The following is a 21245-nucleotide window of genomic DNA, read 5'->3' on the forward strand; positions in this document are numbered from 1 at the left end:
CTTCCAGTCTCGCTGCTCTACCCAAGGCAGCGCCTCTAAAAAAGCGCATTTAAATAAGCCCGTCGCATGCGGTCACCCGCGTATAATAAACCACGGGCATCTCAAAGTCAACAATAAATTAATATATGGATCACCCTGCGGCAAATATCACGAGAGCCGCAACGATGCCGAATATAAGCCCGGTTATCTCGTAAAAGTCCGATATCCTCTTTATCGGGGTAACGCACACGAACGGCAGGATGCCGGTGGCAAGGCCTGTAAGGGATGCCCCGATCAGCGCGTGATCGCAGTTTATCACACCGAGTATTATGAGAACTGCCGAAGGAAGCAATGCTTCAAGGAAGTATGCCGGACTCCCGAAATAGGCCGCCGGTCCCTGCCCCGAGATCCTCGACTTCTTGTCGGCAAGGATCAATGCCACGGCCGACAGGCTCATTACGACAAATACTATGAGCGCGGTCACCCAGTTGTTATTGTCCTTTACCATTCTCTCGGCATTCGTCAGGTTCAGCGACGTACCGACCAGGATCATTATCTCCGTAAGACCCGTGACGACGGATGCGATAAATATCGTAAAGCCATAGTCTTTTCTGGTATATGTGATCTTTTTGGAAGCGATGAGCTTCAGCTGTGCGAGCGCCATCAGGCCGATGATGAGCACGGGCGAATAGACCGCCACATATTTCGCATACTGCTTCACCTGCGGAATAAAGGTCATTACCGCGCCACAGAGAGCGATCCAACCGGATATCCCGAGAAATATTATGGCGCCTAAGCTGTCTCTTCCCTTCAGGACTTTGTCGCCCTTGTCGGGAACGCTGACCGGCACCATGAACAGGAAGAGCGCGAGCGATGCGACAGACATCAGCACGGAAAATACCAGGAGAACTGTCCAGAGCGTGATCCTCGAAGACGAATAACCTCTTCCGAATGTCGTTCCGAGATACTGTGAAAGTTCGCTCAGGAACATCGGTGAAGAAAAGAGTCCGTCGCCGATCTTTTTCGATGACAGCGACAGATATCTCATCTGGTTCTGCGAGACGAACACCTTAGACGGGAAGAGCTTTCCCCTTTGAGCCGGATGGCCGTACATCGTATCGACGCCCGATATCTTCTCGAATATCATCTGCGCGCCGTTAAGTTCTGTCGAAGATTTTGCTTTGGTATCAGATCCGAAAACAGCACAGGGAACCGCAGGATTTTCGCTCGTGTAACCTTCGAGCGAGGCATTTCCCGGATATTCGGGATCTATGAGGATATATCCTTCGATGTTGCCTGCCCCGGAATCAAGAAGGTCGTCCATCACCTTGAACGCATCGCTTCCGACAGCGCAGATCACGACCTTCTGTTTGTTGTATCCGTGAGGAAGCTCATAAACATATCCCTGTTTGGAGCTCTTATTATCGGACTCAACTATCTCATAATCAAAATCAGCCGCTGCCAGCGCATTCCTGAGAGACACTTCGGGAATATTCCTGCCGTCGGAATATATCAACAGCGTGTTGCCGGCATTCCGGCTGTCCTTAAAGGACATCCCATAGAGCACAAAAAGTGTGACCGCAAGACAGAGGGAAATGCCCAAAGCAAACCACGCGGCTTTGGGTATCTTGATCGGGCGCAGTTTACGGAATCCGTATTGCGGCGCGGCCGGTCTCTCCTGCGGATCTCTTTGGGAAGTCTTCTTCATTATTTCTCCGGACAGAGCTCATCGCCCAAAGTCCTGATATCCTCCGGACCGAGGATAAGGATGATGTCACCGGGTCTGATAAGCTCGTCTATCCTCTTTTTCAGTTCTTCCCTGTCTTCGTAAAACTCGGCATCGCCGCCCTGTTCATTGATCTTATCCGAGATCATCTTGCTGGACATTCCGAGCGTATCGCTCTCCCTGTCGGAGAAGATCTCTGCAAACAATACCTTTTTGCAGGGAAGAAGGCTTGATACGTAATCGTCGAAAAGGAGTTTTGTACGGTTGAATGTCAGAGGCTGGAAGACAACGAGGATATCGTTGTGCGGCATATTGGAAGCCGCTTCTATGGTAGCCCTTGCCGCAGTCGGGTGATGTGCATAGTCGACTACGACATCGCAGCCTTTGTACTTGCCCTTTACGGTATATCTTCCATCGGCACCCGCAAAGCTGTTTAACGCGTTTCTTATCGCGTCAGGTGTTGCCCCGTTAACGTAAGCAGCTGCTGCCGCATTGAGTGCGTTTGAGATGTTGTGGCTTCCGGGTATCCTCAGCTGAACATCTATCCTGGTCTCCTGATCGAATACGATATCGAAAGAAGGCAGTCCGTCATTAAACGTGATGTTCTCCGCCCTGCAGCCGGCAACCGCGCCTGTCACTTCACAGACAGCGTCATCCGTTGCGCAAGCTATTATCTGAGGGAATGACCTTCCTGCACTTGCAAAGTATTCCTTCGCTTCTTCAACAGCCTTGGCGATGTTCTTATCGTGTCCGGAAACAACGACATAACCGTTATCGTCAACAAGTCTTATGAAACGTGCAAATACATCTATTACATCTTCGATCGTCGGATAGCAGTCGACATGATCGTGATCGATGTTGGTGATTACGGCCGTGGTCGATGAGAAATTCAGGAAAGATCTGTTGAACTCGCACGCTTCCGATACCAGAAGATCTTCCGAACCGGCCTTTACCGTACCTCCGAAAATATCAAGATCAGCTCCGAGGTGTACCGTCGGATCAAGTCCTTCATCTATCAGCATAAGAGATATCATGGATGTGGTAGTGGTCTTTCCGTGCGTGCCTGAGACATTGATAACGTTCTTATATGTTCTCGTGAAAGCTCCGAGGAACTCGGCTCTGTCAAATATCTGAAGTCCGAGCTCATTCGCCCTGCTTACCTCTTTGTTGTCGGGCAGTATGGCAGCCGTCTTAACAAGATAATCGGGCTTGAAATCATCGATGTTTGAAGCGACCTGAGGATAGTATATCTTTATCCCCTGTTCTTCAAGAATGGCTGTCCTCTCCGAAGGATGATTATCCGATCCTCCGACAACAAATCCGGCATGCTTTGCAAGTCTTGCAAGACCGTTCATGGAGATGCCGCCTATTCCGATAAAATAGATCCTTGCGCCCTGCTTTATATCTTTCAATGTAAAACTCTTAGGTTCCAGCACTGTAAACACTTCCCTTTATCTTCAAGATTTCAAGTAATTCTATCATTTCAGGACCGTACGGCAAAATCTCCGACTACGGCATTTGTGAATGATATAAGGTCGGATGACTTGAGCCTTAACTGCACGCCCCTCTGACCAGCACTTACGCAGACGTCGTCAACAAGTTCAATCATCTCATCTATGAACGTCCTGTACTGTTTCTTCATTCCGATAGGAGAACAGCCTCCCCTGATATAGCCGGTAACGTTCAGGAGATCTTTTACGTGTATCATGTTGACGCTCTTGCATCCTGCGAGTTTTGCGGCTTTTTTCAGGTCAACCTCGTCATCAACGCAGATGCAGAACACAAGATATTCGCCCTTGTCGGATACTGCTGTCAGCGTCTTAAACACTTCCTCATAAGGAACGCCCAGATATTCCGCTACATGATGACCGTCCAGGTCATTTTCGTCGTACTCGTATTCCTGATATGTATAATCGATCCCCGCCTTATCAAGGATCCTCATGGCATTTGTCTTCTTAAACTGAGACATGAAGCGCCTCCTTACTGTTGCTCTGCATATTCTATCCTTGTTGCCAATACGATTCAAATTGATAAAATAGACTAACTATCGATTATTGGAGAGGCTTATGCTTAACAAAGAATACCCGTTGCACGATATGAACCTTGTTTTCGACATGATCGAACAGTCGATAAAGAACGGCGGAACGCACGACAAGGCAGAAGAAGAGATGAACCTTCTCATGCATCTATACGCAGGTCTCCCTGCAGAAGCCGTCGAACATGGCATGATGTTTATCCACGGCAGAGCATGTGAGATTCCTGCCTCATCTGATATAATCCCTCTCCATGTAAGGCTCATGAACCTTCTGGAATACCTCGAAAAGATAGAGTATCTCGCCGAGATCCCGGCTACGATGACATCCGAGGAAATATCCAAGAGAAGCGAAATGATGAACTCTCTTGATGAGCACGAAAAGCTTTTCGGCACACCGCTCCTCGGATATCAGTTCAACATGGGCAGCAAAGAACCGAAAAAAGCTGAAGAAGGCGAAGATGAAGACAGCGGCAGACTCCTTCTCATGAACAGCCAGGCATCGGTATTCGCCTGCAAGGACATCTATAAGACAGCGATCTTTTACGAAGACAAGCTTGGTTTCAGAGCGACTCACCTTGACGATGAGGCAATGCCTCACATCAAGCTCACGAGGGATAATATTGCGATCGTTCTCGTCCGGGGCGAAGGCGCCATCACCAAGCCCGCAAGAGAATTCGGCATCAAGTATGACATGTACATATACTGCTCCGAGCCCTTCCTGCTCCACAACGAGATCGCAGGCAACGGCATAAAGATAATCGAAGATCTTCCGGAAGCAAAAGCAGCGCAGAGCCAGACCATAAACCGCCAGTTCGTCTTCGAAGATGTCGACGGCAGGCACATCTGCGTCTCACAGTTTATTGAGACAGCTTAACGGTGCATCTCAAAAGGGTTTTGGTCTTCTTCGTTAAATAACCCCGACAATGCAATGTGCTCGAAAACGTCATGCTGAAAGCCTTTTTCGTGACGATTTCGTGTACATAAATACCAATTTGCATTTATTCGTCATGCCGAGAAGCATTTTCGCAAAGTTTCTTAACAAAATGATTTTATCTCATGGACATACTCACTACAACAAAAACTCCCATGTCCGCTCAGGACGTGGGAGTCTTGGTTATATGAAACTGTCTGAGGATATTACTCTGTTCTCCTGATGGTGAGACTTACAGATCTCAGATCTTATTAAGAGTCACATCTCCGGATGAGCAGTGGATCTTCATTTCAGCCGTGCCGTTCCCGCTGATGTAATCCTTGCCGTTCTTCTCGAAAGGAAGGTTATAGTTGAACTCACCGCTCGAGACATTAAGATGAACCGTAACATCAGCGTCTTCAGGGATTCTGACATCGATTCCGCCGGAGCTGCAATTGATATTTGAAGTTTCAGGGACCTTATTCAGGCTGATATCGGAATGACCGCTGGAAGCCTTTGTGGTGAGGTTCTTTACTTCGTCTGCTTCAAGCTTAATGCCGCCTGAACTTACATCTACGTCAAGTGTATTTACCGTGCCCATTACAGCGTTAACTCCGCCTGAAGAAGAATGGATCTTAGCCTGGTCTACTGTTCCCTGCTGTTCGACAGTGATCTTGCCGGAAGACGAATCAATGTCGAAAGACTTGCAGTCACCGTTCTGAATGATAACGACATTACCTGAAGAGGCCTTAACCTTTAATGAATCACTGTTGCCGTTCTGAGCAAGACCTACATTGCCGGAAGAAGACTTCAATTCGACAGCAGTTGCAGAGCAGTCGATATTCATGTTGCCTGATGAAGCATATGAATACAGAGAATCTGTTGTAAACCCGTACAGATCTATATCACCGGAAGATACTTCGATGATGAAGTCATCAAGTTCCTGAGCCTCGGGGATCGTGATCTCAAGGCTCTTCTCGATCTTGTTGAAGTTGATCGACTTGGTTGAAACGCAGTATCTGACATAGAGCGTATCGCCGTCTACCCATGTGTGGACCTGATGGTCAGAATCGATATCTGTGTTGGCGGTCTCATCTACCTTAATGTTGTCAGTGTCTGTACCCCTAACCTTTACTTCGCCTGAGAGATAATCGATGTTGATCTTTGTGATCTTGTCGTCGATCTCACGATCACCAGCCGTGTATTTGTCACCGTTCTCGTACCGGTAACTGACTGTGTTGATCAGACCGAACGAGCAACCTGTTAAGCAAAGTGTTGAAGGCACGATAAGAGCCATTGCTCCTGCTACTAAATGTTTTGTGTTCATTATTTCTTTCCTCCCTTATTTTTTCCAACTAAGAAACCGATTCCGGCAATTACGAGTCCTATAACTACGAAAGTTAAAGGCGGCACTGATACACCGGAAGAATAAGTAACGCCTGTCCTTGAAACACTTGCTTCTGCAGCAGGTCCGAGAACCGAGATAAGGCATGACATAACACCTGCTGATGCAACGCAAAGACCTGTCTTAACGCAAGCGTTGAAGCGCAGATATCTGATGATAGCAAAGATCGCCCAGCATAATCCGACCAAAGGCATTGAGACTGCAAATGCCATCGGGAAGAACTCCTTCATTCCCACAAACATGCCGATAGAGAACATCATGAGAACAAATGCAGCTGTGCAAGCGCACATTATCGCAAGACCCTTGTGATTCTTAACATAAGCATTTACAGGTCTTCTGTACGCGATAAAAGGCGCGAAAAGCATCGTAAGTCCAAAGAGGGTTGAAGATGCCGCAACCAGGAACCAGTTGCCTCCTGAGTAGATGCAGATAACACCGAGGAGAAGTAAAACGCTTCCGGTAAATGATGCCATTGTGGTAAACATCTTGTTCTCGGGTACCATGAGCGGAACAACGATCAAAGATGCTGCAACGAGGATTCCTGCGAGAACTATGAAGAACCATGTAAGTCCTGCGCCTGTAGCGAGATTAACAATGAGGCATACGAGAATCGGTATCGCGAATATCATTGCGATGATGCTTCCTGCCAGAGCGCTCTTTCTCTTAAAAAACCTGGCCTGGGAGTTTATTACCTCATCCTTTTCCTTAACGATCTTCTCATCTATGGTAAAGTCATTCAGACTGTTTAACATCTTCTTGCAATCAGCACACTCTGCAAGATGTTCTTCAACGATCTTTTTTGAGGCTTCACTGCATATATCGTCTTTATATAACGGCAGAAGATCTGAGATCAAATCACAATTATATTTCATATTCATCCATCCTTTCCTTGATCTTTAATCTGGCTCTGTGATACGTGACCCGGGCCCAGGTCTCTGTCTTACCGAAGATAGAACCGATCTCCGCGAATGACAGCTCGCCGAATACTCTCAGCTGGAAGACCTCTTTATACGGTTCCTCCAGCCGGTGGAGTATCGTGTGTATCTTCAAGGATGTGTCCCTGTCGGCGAGCTTATCCTCTATCCCTTTATCCGTGTCAGGAAGCTCGGCTCCGGGTTCATCATCCTGGTTCGCATAATGCCTTTTGGTATCTATGAAGATATTCTTTGCGATAGCGCACAGCCACGTGTAACTGTCACTGTCTCCCCTGAAGCTCTTATCAGTCGATATCGCCCTGAAAAAGGTCTCCTGGGTTATCTCCTCGGCATCATTACGGTCCTTGGCAAGTGTCATAACGTAGGAGAAAACCTTCATATAAAAGGCTTCATAAAGCTTTTCTGCGGTTTTCTTATCCACGTATCAAACAACCTTTCTTTTGTGATCTCACCTGTTAGACGGAGATATCGCAAATTCGTTACAAGAAAAATCGAAAATTTTTCAAAATTTTTTTGCAGTCCCGAAAACCCATTGTTTTCGGGGTTTTTGCACTTATTTAAACCCGATGGTAACCCTCGGATTGTTCCCGTAATCTCTTATCGTAAGACAATCTTTCAGTCCGCCCTGCCCGAAAAGCTCCCTAACGGCATCTCCCTGTGCGTACCCGTGTTCGGCCATCAGGGCACCTCCGTCCCTGAGGAGTTCTTTCGCGCACCTGATGATGTACGGATAGAATAAGAGACCGTCAGCGCCGGCCCTGAGTGCAAGGTCCGGCTCGTGGTCTTTTACGACGCTGTCTAATTCTTCCATTTCAGCATCCGTGATATAAGGCGGATTGGATACGATGATGTCGAGTTTCCCCAGTTCAGGCACACTTTTTAGGACATCATGCTTTAATACCTTTATGTCTTCAGGCTTCAGAGCCTGGGTCTTAACATTATCTTTTGAAGTTTCAATCGCGTTATCGCTTATGTCGATGAGACATCCTTCCGCTTTGCCGCCTGATCTGACGATCTCATTTGCAAGGGAGATTCCGATGCATCCTGAACCGGTGCAGAGATCGGCGAACCTTATATCTGTTATATCCTTACCGTATGAAGGAACTGTCAGCAGATCGCCTGTTGCCAGATCATTTATCCCAAAAAACTTAAGAGCCGCCTCAACAACTGTCTCAGTATCTGCTCTGGGGATAAGAACTCCGGGACGCACTTTATAGCATTCTTTAAAGAAATGCCGGTATCCCAGAATATAAGCAAGAGGCTCGCCTTCAGCGCGCCTCTTCACAGCATCTTCCAATGCTTTGCCTTCTAATTCTCCGCTTAAGATATCAAGGTCTAACGAAGCTTCATCGTCACCCGCTTCCTTAAGTATCGCGAGCAGTCTGTCATTACCAGACGTCATCTTCCTTGTTCTCCGGGATTACTGCCTGCATCGAAGCGATAGCTACTTCCACGATCGGGCCGTCAGGTTCTTCCGTCGTAAACTTCTGGAGCCAGAGTCCGGGCTTGGACATAAGCCTGCAGAACCAGTTCCTGTCATGACGTCCGACAAATCTCAGTATCTCAAACGAGATGGAGCAGATGATCGGGATTGCTACGACCCTGATAACGAGGTTGACCCACATGGGCTGGGCACCGGTGAATATACCGATGACCGTATAGATGATGATGGAGATCGCAAGAACGTTGAACATGAATGATGTTCCGCAGCGGGGATGGAAACGTGTCTGCTTCAGTACGTTTTCGACTGTGAGCGGGAGCCCCGCCTCATAGCAGGCGATCGTCTTGTGCTCAGCGCCGTGATAACGCCATACCCTCTTGATGTCCTTGAGCTTTGAAGCAAAGATCAGGTACAAAAGGAAAATGATGAGTCTCAAAAGACCTTCGGCAACATTGAGCACTATGGACATCCACTTGAGTTCAAGGAACTGTTCGGGAATGAACTTTGCGGCTATCTCGATTATGAGCCTCGGTGCGAGGATGAAGAGACCGACGGACAAAAGGATGCCTATGATGGCTGAGATCGACATCATGACATTGAAGTGCCTCTCGGTAAACTCGTCGAGACGGGATTTCTTCTGGGGTTCCTTGGTATCTTCCGGCTTGCCCTCCTCTGAGATATCGGCAGCCTTCATGAGCGCGCCGGTACCGGTAACGAGCATCTTATAGAACCTGATGCATCCTCTGATAAACGGTACTTTTTCAAAGTAGGAAGTCTTCTCGCCCTGCTTGATCTCCTCGACATAGATGGTGCCGTCGCCCTTCCTGACCGCCATTGCAGTTCTTGTAGGTCCGACCATCATTACGCCTTCGATAAGTGCCTGACCGCCGATGGTCGTCTTCTTGACCGGCGTGTCGCAGGCTTTCTTCTTCGAAGCTTTGGCAGGCTTTGCCGGTGCCTTTGCCTCTGCGGCAGGAGCCAGCTCCTGTGCTGCCTCCTCAGGAGTTATCTCTTTTATCTGATCTTCGGTTATCAGCTTCATGTTGTCACTGTTCTCTGACATGTGGTTCCCCCAAATGAGCATAATTGTACATTCTGTGGTGATTATATCATTTAAAACTTTCCGTGATGTTACAGACAAAAGGCAAAATAACGGAATATGGGCAATCAAAAACCGCCCCCGGAATCCGGAAGCGGTCTCTAATTCTTTGTCAAATACGAGAATTAAGCTTTTTCCATTCTCTTCTTGAACTTATCAACACGTCCGCCTGTATCAACGAGCTTCTGCTTGCCTGTATAGAACGGGTGGCAGTTGGAGCAGATATCTACTCTCAGGTCGCTCTTTGTGGAAAGAGTCTCGAATGTGTTGCCGCATGCGCACTTAACTGTGACGAGCTGCGTCTTAGGATGAATTCCTTCTTTCATGTTACCTTTCACCTCTCGATCAAAGATATGACGCGTAATCTGAATATCACGTATGTCATACCGGATTCTTCGTGTTAGCCTTGCTATATTACTTGAATCGGTTGCGGTTGTCAATCGGTTGCAAAAGATTTCTTTACGGAAAGTACAAACGATTTGTTGCTCGTCGTCTTTTCCATGAAACTTATGACCGCATTGGTAGCCGTAATGGTATCCGCTTCGGCAATCCTTCTCCTTATGAGCCATACCGCGTCGAGTTCTTCCTGCGTGAGGAGGAGATCCTCTCTTCTCGTACCGGACTTGTCGACCGCGATCGCCGGGAAGACTCTTCTGTCTGCGAGCTTTCTGTCGAGCGTGACTTCCATGTTGCCCGTTCCCTTGAACTCCTCGAAAATGACTTCGTCCATCCTGGAACCCGTCTCGATGAGTGCAGTGGCAAGGATCGTAAGGCTTCCGCCGTGCTCGATGTTTCTTGCGGCACCGAAGAATCTCTTAGGTCCGTAGAGTGATCCCGGATCGAGACCGCCTGACAAAGTCCTTCCCGTAGGATTGATCGTAAGGTTGTATGCTCTTGCAAGTCTGGTCATGGAATCCAGCAGGATAACGACATCCTTGCCGAGCTCTACGAGCCTCATAGCCCTCTCGAGCACGAGCTCCGTTACTCTTACGTGATTCTCGGGACGCTTGTCGAATGTCGAATAGACGACCTCGCCCTGTATGTTCCTCTGCATGTCCGTAACTTCCTCAGGACGCTCGTCAATGAGGAGAACGATCAGTACGCAGTTCGGGTTGTTTGCAGTGATGGAATTTGCGACCTTCTGCAGGAGGATCGTCTTACCTGCCTTCGGCGGTGAAACGATCATACCTCTCTGGCCCTTACCGATAGGCGAGAACAGGTCGATGATCCTCGTGGAGATATCTTCCTTCTCCGTCTCAAGATCCAGTCTCTCGTTAGGATAGATGGCCGTAAGGCTCTCGAACTTCGGACGTCTTCTGATGTTGTCGTAATCGCCCTCGATAACGGGAATGCCGTTTACTTCGGTTATGCGCTTGAGCGGAGCATATCTGTCCTTGCCGCGCTTGGGCATTGCGAACCCTTTGATATAGTCACCTCTTCTGAGGCCCATTCTCTTTATGAACTGACCGGGAACATAAGCATCGTCTTCGCCCGGCAGATAGTTATGTCTGTGAATGAATCCGCAGAAATCATTCTTGTTGCCTTCGTTGTTATTGATGGCGAGAACACCTTCGATCTCGATCTCAACAGGAAGCGCGGGTTCCTGATTCTCTTCTTCTGTGCCTTCGGCAGGAACCTGCTCCGTAGTTTCCACTGTCTTTGTATCCTGTCCGGGACCGAAAGAGATCTTTCTTCTCTTGGATCTGCCGTGCTTGCCCTGATTCTGTACAGGCTCTGCCGGCTTTGCACCCTCGGCCTTAGGTTCTTCAGCCTTGGATTCCTCAGGCTTTGTTTCTTCAGCCTTTACTTCTTCGGAAGCTTTTTCCTCAAGAGCAAGTGATTCGATGGGAGTAGGTTCTGCAGGCTCTGATTCTTCAGCCTTTGCTTCCTTCTTCTTTCCGCCTCTTGTTCTCTTGGCCTTTGTTTCCGTCTTCTTGGATGACTTGCCGTCTTCCTTTGCCGCTTTCTCAGCCTTGGCAGGAGCAGCTTCTTCTGTTTTTTCCTCTGAAGCTTTTGCCTCAGGAGCTGCCTCTTCAGCCTTAGCCTTCGTCTTTCTCGTACGCTTTGCTGGCTTCTTCTCTTCCTTGGCCTTTACCTCGGCTTCGGGAGCTGCAGCGGTCTCGATCTTCTCTTCAACTGCCTGTTGATTTTCTTCCACTTTTATCTCCTCTTCACGCTCTGCCTTTTTCATGGCATCTGCTAATTCATTGGTCTCAAACCTTGCGGTCCTTCCCACATCCTCGATGAGCTCATCAAGACTCTTTGTATTCTCATTGCTCCTCATGGGCTCAGGAATAGATACAGGCTTAACGGGAATGGGGTCTTCCGCAAGATCAACGACTGTTACGTCACCGATGTTCTTTGCTCCCGTGATAGCCATGATGAGTTCATCTCTCGTCTTCGATTCTGCTTCTTCCGGAGTGAAATCCCCGAATGCAACGGCTATCTGCCTCAAGTCAGAATCCGTCTTAGAATTTAGATTGTCAAAATCGTCCATAAACGCCTTTCAAATGTAACCAGTAATAGATAGTGTTTTCCCGAAAAGTCCTATTATCGCGTAATTCTGCCAAAGGGATTAATTACTAAATCTTGTAAAGGAAATATCTAGAACTAAAAGAATGCGCGCCGGGTATTTCCCCGACGCGCATAATATAACATTAGTATTTCATTCAGTCAATCGCATTGAAAACTTATCACGTACGTTTGACTGACGCGGATATCAGTTGTCGCTCAATGCGGCGAACTTATCCATCATGTCGAGCGCCTTACCTGTTCCGATAACAACGCAGGAGATAGGATCCTGTGCAAGATATACATCGATGCCGATCCTGTTCGAGAGCATGTGGTCAAGTCCGTAGAGCATGGCTCCGCCGCCTGTCATTACGATACCTCTCTGGGAGATATCAGCCATGAGTTCCGGAGGTGTTCTCTCGAGAACGTTGTGAACGGCTTCAAAGATCTGTGTGATAGGCTCTTCAAGTGCTTCGAGCATTTCTGTTGAAGAAACCGTAACCGTTGAAGGAAGACCCGTGATAATGTTTCTTCCCTGAACGTCCAATGTGAGCTCTTCGTCTCTCGGATAAGCGCAGCCGATCTCGATCTTGAGCTTCTCTGCGGTCTTCTCACCGATGAGGATATTGTGTCTCTTTCTTACGTGCTTGATGATGGCTTCATCGAACTTGTCGCCTGCAACCTTGAGAGATGCGTCAACAACAGGCTCGCAAAGCGAGATAACGGAGATATCCGTCGTACCGCCGCCGATGTCTACGACCATTGAACCGCAAGCCTTTGTGATATCAATACCTGCACCGATCGCTGCTGCGATGGGCTCTCTGATAAGGAATACGTCCTTTGCGCCTGCGTGACGGCATGCATTCTCAACTGCCTGCTGCTCAACAGGTGTGATGACCGAAGGAACGCATACTACGATGGTAGGCTTGAAATATGTGGCACGGAGGCCTGTGCAGACACGGCCGATAAAAGCCTTGAGCATGACTTCTGTAGCTCTGAAGTCGGAAATAACGCCTTCACGTAAAGGACGGATGGCTTCAACGATACCGGGAGTACGTCCGAGCATGAGCGAAGCAGATTCGCCGACTGCCAGAACCTTACCCGTTTTGCTGTTTACTGCAACAACGGAAGGCTCTTTGAGAACGATTCCTTTTCCCCTGATATAAACAAGAACACTGCTGGTGCCGAGATCGACACCTATTTCCATGCCTAAGCCCATAAATTCACCTCATATATAAGAAAGCGCCGTCAGTGACGCATTTGCTCATAAAAATTCAATTTATTATTACATTCGCCCTTATAAAAATCAATTACGGCACGCCCTATTTTAAGTGACAATCTTATTTCAATTTGTGGCGATTTATCGGCATTTCCGGCGACCGGCCCGAAGTGATTTTCGCTCTTCAAGAACGCCCTCCGCATCAACAAAGCTTGCATTTTTACTGTAATTTTCGAAAACATCGGAGTATAATTAGTTGTTCTAATAATAAAAAGGAGTCTTTAGTATGAGTTATTCAATCGAGACCGACAAAAAATGGCAGGCAAAATGGGCCGAAACAGGGCTCTACAAGTTTGATCCGGACGCAGAAGGCAAGAAGCTTTACTGCCTGGAGATGTTCTCCTATCCTTCCGGCGCCAACCTACACCTGGGTCACTGGTATAACTATTCGCTTACGGACTCCTGGGCAAGGTTCAAGCACATGCAGGGCTTCAACCTCTTCCACCCCATGGGATTCGATTCATTCGGACTTCCCGCCGAGAACTATGCGATAAAGACAGGCATCCACCCCAAGGATTCCACGCTGAAGAACATCGATACGATGGAAAAGCAGCTCCAGGCAATGGGTACTACGGTCGACTGGGATTATGAGGTCAAGACATGCATGCCCGACTACTACAAATGGAACCAGTGGTTCTTCATCGAGCTTTACAAGAAAGGCCTCGCATACCGTAAGAACGCACCGGTCAACTGGTGTCCTTCATGCAAGACCGTTCTTGCAAACGAGCAGGTAATCGAAGGCACTTGCGAGAGATGCCACTCTGATGTCATCCGCAAGAACATGACACAGTGGTTCTTCAAGATCACCGAATATGCACAGGAACTTTTAGATGACCTCCCGAAGCTCGACTGGCCTGAAAAGACAAAGAAACTCCAGAAGAACTGGATCGGCAGATCAGAAGGCGCGCAGGTTGCTCTTTATGTTGAGAAGAATGGCGAGCGTCTTACAGACGAGAACGGCAATCCCATGAAGCTCGAAGTGTTCACCACGAGAGTCGATACGTTCATGGGTATCACTTATGTTGTTATCGCACCCGAGTCCGAGCTCTGCGCAAAGCTTACGACAGACGAATGCAGAGAAGCTGTCGAGGCATACCGCCTTGCAACTTCAAAGGTTAACGAGATCGACCGTATGTCCACCACACGTGAAAAGACGGGCGTGTTCACCGGCGCATATGCCATCCACCCTCTGAACGGCAGAAGAGTTCCGATCTGGGCTGCAGATTATGTAGTTGCAGGATACGGTACGGGCGTGGTCATGGCCGTTCCTTCACACGATGAGAGAGACTTTGATTTCGCTCATAAGTACGGCCTCGACATCATCCGTGTCATCCAGCCCGAAAAAGGTGTCGACTCCGAACTTCCTTACTGTGAAAAGAAGGGCTATCTCACAAATTCCGGCGAATTCGACGGAATGGAGATGCACGATGCACAGAAGGCCATCGTAGCTAAACTCGCCGAGATCGGCATGGGCGAATGGAAGATCAACTACAGATTAAGAGACTGGCTCATCTCACGTCAAAGATACTGGGGAACACCTATCCCGATGATTCACTGCCCTTCATGCGGCGTCGTACCAGTACCCGAAGAAGATCTTCCTGTTCTTCTCCCCTACGACGTTGAGTTCACACCTGACGGCGAGAGCCCGCTTGCCAAGTGCGAATCATTCATGAACTGCAAGTGCCCCAAGTGCGGCGGCGATGCAAGACGTGATCCCGATACGATGGATACATTCGTTGACTCTTCCTGGTATCAGTTCAGATATCCGGATAATAAGAACGACAAAGAGATGTTCTCCAAGGATAAGATCAACAAGTTCTGCCCCGTAGACAAGTATGTTGGCGGTGCCGAGCACGCATGCATGCACCTTCTCTACGCAAGATTCTTCACAAAGGCTATGCGCGACATGGGCATGCTCGATTTCGACGAGCCTTTCATGAGTCTCGTTCACCAGGGAACCATCCTCGGACCTGACGGCCAAAAGATGAGTAAGTCCAGAGGCAACACTGTTGCACCTGACGATTACATCAGCAAGTACGGTTCAGACGTTTTCAGAACATACCTTGGATTCGGCTTCGCATATATCGAAGGCGGTCCGTGGTCAGATTCAGGACTTCAGGCTATCGTCAAGTTCTTCAGAAGGATCGAAACATGTGTTGCCGAGAACGCATCCTGCAAGACTTCTTCCGTTCCCGCAAAGGCTGATATGAATGCTGCCGACAAGGAGCTCAATTTTGCTATCAACTACGCGATAAAGAGCTCAACGGCTGACATCGAGAAGTTCCAGTTCAACACTCCGATCGCGCGTATGATGGAGCTTCTGAACGCTATCACAAAGTACAGCCAGAACGTAGACGCAAAGCCTGAGTTCAAGAGATACGCCGCTGAAAAGCTCGTTCTCCTCCTTGCACCCTTCGCTCCCCACTTCACCGAAGAGCTCTGGTGCGAGACACTCGGCAACGGATATTCCATCTACAACCAGAAGTGGCCTGAAGTTGACGAGAGCGCACTCGTAAAAGACGAGATCGAGATCGCCGTCCAGATCAACGGCAAGGTCCAGTTCAAAGTCAACATCCCCGCTGAAGCTGACCAGGCTGCTGTCGAAGCGATCGTAAATGCCGATGAAAGACTTGCAGGCGCTCTCGCAGGCAGATCAATCGTCAAGTTCATCTATGTAAAGGGCAGGATCGCCAACATCGTAGCAAAGTAAGTTACCGGTCCGAAAAATAAAACAAAACACAGAGGGTGCCTCAAAAGTGACAGTTCACTTCTGAGGCACCCTTTTTATTTATCCGGCAGTTGCGGAAAAAGTTACAGTGAAACCGCAAATAAACCGGCAAAAACTATAACTATCAATGAAAAGTTACAGATTTAGTTATAGTAAAACCGTAACTATTTCGAGAAGAACTATAACTGAAGAAAAAATTCGGCAGAAATCGGGCATAGCCGCATTTTTGCAAGATTTTTCAAAGCATTTGCTCAAAAAATACGGCAAATGATTCGGCATAGCCGCATCTTTGCCGAATTCTTTATTGCTTTTGATCACCCATCTATTAAGGCCAAATGATGTATATCATGTTGTTTCTGATCTGGTAGTCTGAACCTGTCTTTTCCCGGGTATGTCAGACTACCATCTTGAGCTTTTGGTAGTTTGAACCTGTCTTTTCCGGGTATGTCAGACTACCACAGTGCATAATAAAAACTGCCTCAGCGGATCTTTCTCCATCTGAGGCAGCCTGTTAAGCATATTGGTTTTGACTATTGCTTAATCCCATTTTCCGTATGGACATCTTCCCTTTTTCACGGCCGCCCTTATCTCGACATAGCAGCCGCACGCAAGGCACGTTCCCTGGTTGATCTTCTCACATTTTTTGCAGACTTCTAGTCTTCCGGCTGCAACATCATCAGAAACAAGCTCTTCTGCAGGAAGAGCCCTTATCCCTTCAACAATGATGCGTTCGTAATCTTCCTTACTGAAGTCGCGCAAAAGGCAGCGCGTGCAGATCTTCGGCATATCAGGTCAGAGACTTCATCAGATCTCAGCTTCGATCAGCATTACGCTCGAAGCGGGGATCTTAAACGATATCCTGTCACCTTCAAACGAGATATCCGTGAACTCCTTCTCCTCAACAACGGAAGGCTCATCGAAAGTATTGTGAGCGTGCATCTCGCCGCCGACGATCGTTGCCTTAACGGACTTAATCGCAGAACCCATGAGTGTGCTGCTTACATCAAAAGCTTCCGTGCAGGAAAGATTTGCAAGAGTGATATTGATCTTGCCGTCCTTGCCTCTCGAAACGGACTCGTGAAGGTTCGGAACCATATACTGTTCCTCAAGACCGATCTTATCCGTGTTGACCGTGCTCTCGAGCAGCTCGCCGTCCTGGTGTGCGCTGAACATCTTGAATACATAATATGTGGGCGTCTTGACCATCTTCTCGCCTTCGGTGAGGATGACTGCCTGGAGGACATTTACGAGCTGTGCGATATTCGCCATCTTTACTCTCTTGCAGTGCTTGTTGAAGATGTTGAGATTGATCGCCGCGATGAGTGCATCCCTGATCGTATTCTGCTGATAGAGGAATCCCGGATTTGTTCCTTCCTCAACGTCATACCATGTGCCCCATTCGTCGACCATAAGACCGATCCTGCAGTCGGGATCGTATCTGTCCATGATTGCGGAATGCTTCTCGATGAATTCCTCCATTGCGAAGGTCTTTGCGAGCGTCATGTACCACTCTTTGTCGTTGAACTGTGTTGCGCTTCCCTTGTGATCCCAGTCGTAAGGCAGCGTGTAGTAATGGAGCGTCAGGCCATCCATGTATCCGAAGTTCTGCGGGAATGTTCCCTGCTGTCTGAAGCACTCACGGAGCATTGTCTCTGTCCAGTTATAGTCCTTATCCGTAGGACCTACCGCGAGCTTCTTGATCTTCTTGTCGGGATTATACTGCTTAACAAAAGTCTGATAGTGCTTGTAGAGGTTTGCGTAATATTCGGGAACCATGTTTCCGCCGCAGCCCCATGTCTCGTTGCCTACCGCGAAATAATCTACCGTCCAGGGCTTCTCCCTGCCGTTCGCTCTTCTTAAGTCGGCCATGGGAGATACTCCGTCGAATGTCATATACTCAACCCATTCGCTCATCTCACGGACCGTACCGCTTCCGACGTTGCCGTTGATATACGTCTTGCAGCCGAGCTGCTCTGCAAGCTCCATGAACTCGTGCGTACCGAAGCTGTTGTCCTCGGTGACACCGCCCCAGTTTGTGTTGATCATCTTCTTGCGTGATTCCTTGGGTCCGATGCCGTCTTTCCAGTGATACTCGTCGGCAAAGCATCCGCCCGGCCAGCGGAGAACAGGTATCTTCATTTCCTTCAATGCTTCAACGACATCATTGCGCATGCCTTTTGTATTGGGAATGGAAGAATCCTCACCAACAAAGATGCCTTCATAGATACATCTTCCGAGATGTTCTGAAAAATGGCCCTGTATCTCAGGATTGATGTGACCCAATTCTTTACCCGTGTTGATGAATAAGTTGTACATAAGATTCTCTCCTCGAAAAATAGTCGGATATAAGCAGATTAATGCCCCGCCTTTCCGGCGGGGTACAATAAAACCACTTTTGCTATTATCTCATATTGCGGCCTTTATTATCAGAGTCAATTCAAGGCAAAACGTTCAATACTATTCTCAGCAATACTTCGAATAGTGACTGATATCGTTGTTGAGAAGTTCCATGGCTTGCTTCTTTTCTTCATCGGTCAGGTCTTCCCCGTCGATCTGCTTTGCAAATCCAGCATAGATTTCTTCCGCAAGAGCGGTGTCTCCGGCCCTCTTTGCAGCGACAAGCTTGAAGAAAGCGATGCTCCTTCTTACCCTGATGTAATGCGTAATGTTGACCGCATCCTTCCTCACGGCAAATGCCTTGACTATCCCTTCGCACCAGTCACAAATCTCCATCGCCTCATCTTTATCTTTTTCCCACCATCCGTAATTCTGTGCGATAGTGTTCAGCATGCTCGCGACGAGGTCGAAAAGGAATACGGAACTGTCTTTGATATCGCCTTTCATCTTTTCGAATCCGCTCTCGAAAAAGGTCAGTTCCATGCTGATCTTTTCTCTGATGCGGCCGTTCGAGATGCAAGGCAGGACATTGATATGCTCTCTCGCATATTCAAAATCCTTCTCATGGATGTAGATCCATGCAAGGGCGAAATGCGTCTTATCCACAAGCACCTTGTCCTTGCAGTGACTGATCAGATATGCGCCTTTTCTTATGGCATCCCTGTATATCTTTTCGATACGCTCCGTGTCATCAGGAAAACAGTTCTCGAGGACGGGATCTGCATACATGCTGAGGTTTGCAGTTTCTTCGGCATAGTCCTTTATCAGTTCGAAGCATCCGGGATTAAGCGTCGTTTCCGTCGAAAGATATTCACATACCTTCAGCGCCTTTTGATCTCTTCCTTCCTCACTTCTTTCCAGACCTGACACAGTCTCTCTGACACGTGATATCAGCGTCTCGTTCTCGGATAAGGAATCGTATCCCAGAAGTGTATCGGTAGTTACTCCGAGGACCTGTGCGAGCGGTATGAGCATCGACACGTCGGGAAGTCCGTTTTCGGATTCCCATTTGCTCACTGCCTGAGGTGTTATGTTAAGCAGTTCGGCAAGTTCCTCCTGAGTAAGACCTTTATTCTTTCTGAATGTCTTTATGTTTTTGCCAAGCGTATTACCCATATTTTGATTCTCCTTGGATTGCATAAACTTTTCGAGCACCCGATGGCATCATAATATAATTGCGCAAATTCGATTACAAACAACGAACAGTTGAGTGCATCTCAACAAGGGCAAATGTCATCCTATCTCGAGCCACATAACGGGACGGACGCCCAGAGCTGATTCCTGCGTACATCTTCCTTCCCCGTTGATCACACCTTCGCGGTCGACATAAAACGGATATTTCTCATAACCGATCTTGACCGAAGATCTGAGCCACCATAAGTATGAGCTGCCTGAAGATATCCTGTCCGCCCCGTACGGGAAATACTGATAGACTTCTTCTTCGCTCAACAAAAAGATATTGCCGAATCCTTTGTCGATCATCCTCGATCGCTCACGGTCATTGAAGAAATTAGTGTAATAGTCGTCATTTAACACGTCCTTAAGTCCGCAGGAAAACCAGAGATCCGACGGCTGGGGTTTCTTGTCATGTCCGCTGTCCGCTCTTAAGATCACCGTGTTGCCGTTGTAAGGTGAAGTAAAAGGTGACAGCGTTCCGCAATATGTCATCGTAGCCACGCTCTTCTCATTAATGACGAGTATCTCCGAATCCTGTTTGCCGATCACTTTCCATGTGTTGTTCGCTTTGGAATTGCCTATGGCCAGAACGTCGCCGACTTCCACCTCTCCGCTCCTTATCTTCATATACGATGACGTCCTGCCGATTTCAGGTATGAAAATATATTTCGAGAGCGGGATCATAGCAATGACAAGGACAATTACCGATATGACAATTGCAACCTTTATCTTCTCCTTCTTCGGAGTCTTCTCAGATTCCTTGTCGAAATTATCATAAAAATCCGCGTTTCCCATAAGACAATCCCCATTATGAACACATCTAAATCTTACGACAGTTCCTTTGTCTCACCGATTATCTTTATACCGATATCGCAGTTCACTTTATCCTTCATTGCTTCCTTCGCGTGGCCCAGAAAATGCCCGTACTTAAATGTGCCGATCGACACCGTAAGATCCGATATGACATACAGGTCGCCCAAGCCCGTATCGCCGTTGAGACCGCTGTTTATATCAGCACTTACAACGTAAGCACCTGACGCATTTATCTTTTCTATTGCGCTCTTTGCAGGCTCTTTTACTTCACCTTTGAAACCCGTTCCAAAGATGCAGTCGAGGATGGTGCCGTACTTTCCGTAATCGCCGCCAGTAACCGTAGGGATGCCCTTTTCAATACACTTATCATAGAAGTATCTTCCGTCCTCCGAAAACGAGTCTTCGTAAAGGAGGACTATCTCGCAGTCTATGCCCTGATCTTTCAGGAGCGATGCGACGACAAAACCGTCGCCTGCATTATTACCTTTGCCGCATATTATTCCTACGGGACCCTTCCAGCTGACCTGATCAAAGATCGCCTTTCCGGCCCTCGCCATCAGCTCTTTTGAAGGAACGAGATTCTCGATCGTCCATCTGTCGCTGTTTCGCATTACTTCAGTTGATACACAAACCGCCATATTAACTCCCGCGGCAATCTTTGCCGCTTATTTTCCTGTTATCCGCTAATGATTTAAGAGTAGCATGTGAAAGACAAAAGCAACAAGGGACATATTCTGACTCTATTACCGCTAAAATACATTGAAGGAATCATTTCTTCTCCAGACTCCGAACAGGACATCTCAAATTTTCC

General features: G+C 47.9%; 18 protein-coding genes. 2 read left to right on the forward strand and 16 right to left on the reverse strand.

What is annotated here, in order from left to right:
- Nucleotides 1-130: 130 nt before the first annotated feature.
- The 3 genes from BO18_RS19425 to ybaK all read right to left on the reverse strand — a co-directional run bounded on the left by BO18_RS19425 (nt 131) and on the right by ybaK (nt 3674).
- Nucleotides 131-1687, reverse strand: coding sequence for a hypothetical protein (locus BO18_RS19425; protein ID WP_034449034.1), 1557 nt, complete (start codon nt 1685-1687; stop codon nt 131-133).
- Nucleotides 1687-3117: a UDP-N-acetylmuramate--L-alanine ligase gene (gene murC / locus BO18_RS19430; protein ID WP_034451413.1), complete on the reverse strand. Its 1431-nt coding sequence runs from the start codon at nt 3115-3117 to the stop codon at nt 1687-1689. The genes BO18_RS19425 and murC overlap by 1 nt, the downstream gene beginning before the upstream one ends.
- 71 nt (nt 3118-3188) lie before the next feature.
- A complete protein-coding gene (gene ybaK / locus BO18_RS19435; RefSeq protein ID WP_034449035.1) occupies nt 3189-3674 on the reverse strand; it encodes a Cys-tRNA(Pro) deacylase in 486 nt (161 codons plus the stop codon).
- A 97-nt stretch (nt 3675-3771) separates the two neighbouring features.
- Here ybaK and BO18_RS34410 point away from each other — a divergent pair, with 97 nt between their 5' ends.
- On the forward strand, nt 3772-4614 hold the full coding sequence (locus BO18_RS34410) for a hypothetical protein (protein ID WP_051688969.1): 843 nt from the start codon (nt 3772-3774) through the stop codon (nt 4612-4614).
- Nucleotides 4615-4912: 298 nt separating this feature from the next.
- Here the strand turns inward: BO18_RS34410 and BO18_RS19445 are convergent, their stop codons facing one another.
- The 8 genes from BO18_RS19445 to BO18_RS19480 form a co-directional block, all read right to left on the reverse strand.
- Entirely contained in the window at nt 4913-5977 is a 1065-nt protein-coding gene (locus tag BO18_RS19445; RefSeq protein ID WP_034449036.1) for a DUF4097 family beta strand repeat-containing protein, read from the reverse strand.
- The gene (locus BO18_RS33145) at nt 5977-6927 is read right to left on the reverse strand and encodes a zf-HC2 domain-containing protein (protein ID WP_242856596.1); all 951 of its coding nucleotides are present in this window, start codon (nt 6925-6927) and stop codon (nt 5977-5979) included. Before BO18_RS33145 ends, BO18_RS19445 begins: the two co-directional genes overlap by 1 nt.
- Nucleotides 6917-7411: an RNA polymerase sigma factor gene (locus tag BO18_RS19455; RefSeq protein ID WP_034449037.1), complete on the reverse strand. Its 495-nt coding sequence runs from the start codon at nt 7409-7411 to the stop codon at nt 6917-6919. Before BO18_RS19455 ends, BO18_RS33145 begins: the two co-directional genes overlap by 11 nt.
- A 132-nt stretch (nt 7412-7543) precedes the next feature.
- Nucleotides 7544-8392 carry a peptide chain release factor N(5)-glutamine methyltransferase gene (gene prmC / locus BO18_RS19460; protein ID WP_051688971.1) on the reverse strand — a complete coding sequence of 283 codons (849 nt, stop codon included), beginning with the start codon at nt 8390-8392 and terminating at the stop codon, nt 7544-7546.
- Nucleotides 8379-9494: a DUF1385 domain-containing protein gene (locus BO18_RS19465; protein WP_051688972.1), complete on the reverse strand. Its 1116-nt coding sequence runs from the start codon at nt 9492-9494 to the stop codon at nt 8379-8381. The genes prmC and BO18_RS19465 overlap by 14 nt, the downstream gene beginning before the upstream one ends.
- Before the next feature lie 161 nt (nt 9495-9655).
- On the reverse strand, nt 9656-9856 hold the full coding sequence (gene rpmE, locus BO18_RS19470) for a 50S ribosomal protein L31 (RefSeq protein ID WP_034449038.1): 201 nt from the start codon (nt 9854-9856) through the stop codon (nt 9656-9658).
- Between the two features lie 110 nt (nt 9857-9966).
- Nucleotides 9967-12027 carry a transcription termination factor Rho gene (rho, locus tag BO18_RS19475; protein WP_034449039.1) on the reverse strand — a complete coding sequence of 687 codons (2061 nt, stop codon included), beginning with the start codon at nt 12025-12027 and terminating at the stop codon, nt 9967-9969.
- A gap of 222 nt (nt 12028-12249) precedes the next feature.
- Nucleotides 12250-13260: a rod shape-determining protein gene (locus BO18_RS19480; protein ID WP_028506919.1), complete on the reverse strand. Its 1011-nt coding sequence runs from the start codon at nt 13258-13260 to the stop codon at nt 12250-12252.
- Between the two features lie 286 nt (nt 13261-13546).
- Between BO18_RS19480 and leuS the strand changes: the two genes are divergently transcribed.
- Complete coding sequence (leuS, locus tag BO18_RS19485; protein ID WP_034449040.1) at nt 13547-16030, forward strand: leucine--tRNA ligase; 2484 nt, start codon at nt 13547-13549, stop codon at nt 16028-16030.
- Between the two features lie 555 nt (nt 16031-16585).
- Here the strand turns inward: leuS and BO18_RS19490 are convergent.
- From BO18_RS19490 to BO18_RS19510, 5 genes are all read right to left on the reverse strand, one after another.
- Complete coding sequence (locus tag BO18_RS19490; protein ID WP_034449041.1) at nt 16586-16834, reverse strand: DUF6171 family protein; 249 nt, start codon at nt 16832-16834, stop codon at nt 16586-16588.
- An 18-nt stretch (nt 16835-16852) separates the two neighbouring features.
- Nucleotides 16853-18364 (reverse strand): alpha-N-arabinofuranosidase, encoded by a 1512-nt coding sequence (locus tag BO18_RS19495; RefSeq protein WP_034449042.1) that lies wholly within the window; start codon nt 18362-18364, stop codon nt 16853-16855.
- A gap of 147 nt (nt 18365-18511) precedes the next feature.
- Nucleotides 18512-19561, reverse strand: a complete 1050-nt coding sequence (locus BO18_RS33150; RefSeq protein WP_051688973.1) for a helix-turn-helix domain-containing protein — start codon at nt 19559-19561, stop codon at nt 18512-18514.
- Between the two features lie 117 nt (nt 19562-19678).
- A complete protein-coding gene (locus tag BO18_RS19505) occupies nt 19679-20416 on the reverse strand; it encodes a DUF6273 domain-containing protein (RefSeq protein ID WP_034449043.1) in 738 nt (245 codons plus the stop codon).
- A gap of 32 nt (nt 20417-20448) precedes the next feature.
- On the reverse strand, nt 20449-21072 hold the full coding sequence (locus tag BO18_RS19510; RefSeq protein WP_051688974.1) for an NAD(P)H-hydrate epimerase: 624 nt from the start codon (nt 21070-21072) through the stop codon (nt 20449-20451).
- Between the last annotated feature and the right edge of the window lie 173 nt (nt 21073-21245).

This window comes from Butyrivibrio sp. AE2032 (assembly GCF_000702965.1).